Origin of the sequence: Mesotoga sp., from assembly GCF_035363035.1 — a bacterium.
Taxonomy (GTDB): Bacteria; Thermotogota; Thermotogae; order Petrotogales; family Kosmotogaceae; genus Mesotoga.
Map to the genome: position 1 here is coordinate 1 of NZ_DAOSEH010000128.1, position 4,148 is coordinate 4,148.

General features: G+C 55.3%; 1 protein-coding gene. It reads right to left on the minus strand.

Annotated features, from left to right (window positions below):
- A partial coding sequence (locus PKX57_RS11435; RefSeq protein WP_472417429.1) for a hypothetical protein occupies window positions 1-4,148 on the minus strand: 4,148 nt, incomplete at both ends.

Genomic DNA, 4,148 nt, shown 5'->3' on the forward strand with positions numbered 1-4,148 from the left:
CGCAGCGAAAGACCCGCGATCGGCGAGAGACCCTTCAAACCGGCGTACACTTCACCGTTGATTTTGACTCTCTCTACGGAAAAAGACGGTTTGAGCGTGAACCTCGCTTCGTTCTCGAGACCGTCCTGGCGGTGTATCAGGGTGTCCTTGAGCGAAATCTCGGTGAAAACCCGGCCGGTTTTCACGTCCGTCAGGAGCTCGGCCGAAAGCGTACCGAGTTCGTTCTTCACATCGTAGTTGTACCCGGAAAGCAACCTGACCTTTGGAAAGACGGGCGCGAGTTCTAGACCGATTCCCCAGCCCGATGATACACTCGAGCTGTTGGGAGAGAGGAATTGCCTGTCGATATGTACCTCGAGCTTTCCGCTGACGAAGGAGTTTTTCAGGGTTGACGCGGCCTGCGCCCTGTATCCTGTCTCCCCGTCCTTCGAAGAGAGATAGACGTTCAACTCCGGCTGGAGCGACGCGGTGGTCGGCGCCGATAATTCGATCGAAGCGAATCTGTAACCCTCTAGCAGACCCTTCATGAGACCCGTGAAGGAGTATTTCCAGCCATTTTCTCTGTACGACAGGGTGGCCATAACGTCGATTTCGCCCGGGAGGTCGGATTCTACGGAGTAGGTGGCCTCTATGAATATCTCGTTCAGATCGATATCGTAGTAAGGGACGGGTCTGGTGAATATGAGCAGGCCGTTCGTGTAAAGAGTGTAATCCGTTCCACGCTTCATGAGTTTCCTGGAGAGCTCTTCCCCTTCGCCGTCGCGGCTGACCAGAAATACCGTTTCGCTGTTTTTGATGGGTACTCCGGTCAGATAGTACGGCCCCCGGACTCCCTGGCCCCTGAGCTCCTCCTTCCTGGTCTCTCTGTAAGAGGGATTGAGGAAAAGCCTGTAAGAGAGCTTATCGCCGCTGTATTCGCTCGAAAGCCCCGTGCCCTGTGAAGCGAAGCCCTGGCCACCCTCGCTCTGGAAAATGTAATCTCCCAGCTGGAGGTTGAAGAGGCCGACCTCGTACCTGAAGAAGTACCACGTGGAAGAAGGGGCAAGCGTTCCAGAGGTCGAGGCGTCGCCGTGGGTCACATAAGCGTCGTAATCTCCGGAAGCCTTTTCACCCAGCCTGAGCGTCACCAGTCCGTCTCCCAGGTTGAACCTTCCGAAGACGCCTCCGCCGTAGTCGAAGCTTTTCGAGTGCAGATTGTACTGGAGCCGGCCTAACCCGGTTACGATCGGCGGCCTCGATTCCACGCGGTACTCGAGCCTGACTTCTCTGGAAAGCTCAGCATAGCTTGCCGTGAACTCGACCGTGCCGGCTTTGAAAAAGGGCTTTAACTTTATGCGCGCTACTCCGTTTTCCAGTTTAAGTCTCTTCCCATCCCAGTTTTCTCCCGGCTCCAGCACACTGTCGGGATCGAGTCCTTCCACTATCACCGTGCCACCGACCGATGCAGGTATTCCCCTTTCGTCAACCAGCGAGATGGTGAGGATGGCCTCCGTGATTCCATCGGCGATCAGGACCCTGGGTTCGGACGAGACTCTTATCTCAACTGGTTCGCCCGAGAGATACACCTGCACCTCGGCGCTGCCCTTTTCCGTAAGATCCTGCCACTCTACGCGAATTATGTTGGCTCCCGGCGTCAGCTTCACGTTGAAATACCTGGCGAAAAGCCATCTTCCCTCCAGGTCGTTGGCCTTCTGCCCGATCTGTGTGTCGGGAATCTGTGAACCATTCACCGAAAGCCTGTAAAGGCTCTCCGGCGGGACGGCCACCTCGACGGTGATCCTGTCGGTGCCGGTGAAATCCCGACCGTTCTCGGGAAAAACTATGTAACCGTCGCTTGAATCTCCTGCCGAATAGCCTTCATAGAAAGCCGACAGTATCGCGGAGGCACCTTCAAGCCCTTTCAGTGTCGAAGGCTCTTTGAACGTGATCGTTTCGATAGTTTTCTCTCTGTGGACCAGCGGTATGTCTATGATCGTGTACATACCGGGCAGTATCGTTAGTATGTATGAGCGGCCGTCCTTAAGTGAGCGGCTGTCCTGGAGGGAAGCCAGTTTATAAGGAGTGGTGTCTATATCTATCTTAAGCGCGTGGCTTCCCGGACTCAACCTGTCGAAATGGAAGAGGCCTTCCCCGTCGGATACGGCGAAGGAGCCGTCCTGCAGTAAAATCCTCACCGGGAGGGGAGCGGTATCGTCTTCGTCGTAATAGCCGTTGCCGTTCTCGTCGACGTAGAGCCTCCCGGATATTCCGCTGGCAAGGTTCATGGGTTTCAAAATCTTCACATCTGCGATCGAAGGAGCGGTGGTCACGTAAGCGCTGTACTCTTCCGACAGCACGGTTCCTGCGGCGAGGACTCTGTTTTGAAGGGAGTCGCCGGTGTACTCCACCAATTTGAGGCGATAGAGGAGCGTCAATTTCTTCCCCGGTCCGAGCTCTTTCAAACCGGTGAAGCGAAGCACATCCTCCTCTACGACCGGCTCGATCGGTTCGCCGTCTATCGTCGCGCTGGACTCGACGTACACGGTTCCGGGGGGAATTCGATCCTCTATTCTAAGCTCGGTCACGGTGGCTATCGACGACGGGTTGAAAACCTCGACGGTGTAGGTTATCTCCGAGCCGAGCTCGACTACCGACGGCGAAGCCGATTTGACCACTTCGAGTCTTCCCTGAAAGATCCTGACCGAAACATCGTTAGAAGTCTCGCCGATTGCGCCGCTCGACAGCTTCGCCACATTCTTCACCACCGTTCCCTCTTCGAGGGAAAGAGAGGTTTTGCAGCTGAAGGAGATCTCGACGCTCTCGAAAGGACCGATCGAATCGATTTCGACTGTCAAAATCCTGGAAAGGCCGTCGTAAGTGACAGTTGCCTCCTTCGAGACGGAGATATCGAACGGCTCTTCGAGCATGTTTGAAATCTCGTCGGTTATGACAACAGGTCCGCTGGCCCTAGAGGATTCATTTTTCACGATGATAGAGAAGCGCACGCTCTCGCCCGGCAGAAGGAGCGTGGCCGAGGTCACGGCCTTCTCGAGGCTCAACTTGCCGCTCTCGTATATGAATGGAACGATGTCGATAGTTCTGTTGCTCTGGCCGTTCATGACGGTGCGCGGAATGAACCTGAAACTCTTCCCCGCGTTGTCACCGCTCGCCTGCGAAGGGATAGAGACCTCCAGAACGATATCTCTCTCCTCTCCCGGCCCGACCAATCCCGCATCGACCAGTCCGCTCCCGTCGGTGTCGACCAGCGGCTCGCCCGATGTGTTTTTGAATACGAAGTTCCATCCTTCAGTATCGAAATTGGCGCTCTCGATCTCAAGATCCATCACGCCGCTCCTGTTTCCTCCGTTCTTGAGCGTGTGCGGAAAATTGACGGAATCGCCACCGTACACCGTGACGGTGCTCACCGTCGTGTCCTCTTCGGTCATTTCCGCCGCCTGAGGTTTTCCGAGGGGTCCGAGGAAGGGAAGTGTGGAAACAGGTATAGTGAACTCCACGGTGTTGGTCCGACCCTCCCAGAAACTGCCCGCTCTTGAGTAAAGCAGCTCCGCGAAGTTGATCCTTACACCAGGAGAGGCCGTCGGCGGAAAGAAGACATCGAAGACGACGACTATCTCCTGACCGGCAAGGACGTTCGAGAAAGTCAATTCGAAGCCCTTCACGAGTTCATCGCTTCCCGGGCGAGTCGAGGACCATTCCTTGCCGTCGAAATAGCCGGACGTGTACGGCAGGCTGGCCTCGATGGAGTCAAGGTCCGCTATGCCTTCGACGTTGTAGCCGTTGAAATCTATGTATTCCCTTATGGTTACGGTGTCCAGAGAATAATCCGAAAGGTTCTTTCCCCTTAAGGTGAACCGCTGAGTGCCTCCGGGTTGTATCGTTTCGTTCAGCTGAGTCTTCTCGAAGACGAGAATTTCGCCTTCCTTTATCTCGATCATCGCGATGTTGTCCTCGTCGACGTTTCCCATCATATCGTCTCCAACGATGTTCACGAAACCGTTGGAGATTACGCTGCCCTTATTCTCCACCATAACACGAACGATGATCTTCTCGCTGGCTTCCACCGGCAGGTTTATACCTTCGATCGCCGGTTCGCCGTCGTCGACCTTTCCGTTGCCGTTCCTGTCGTGAAAGATCCCGACCACTCTCAG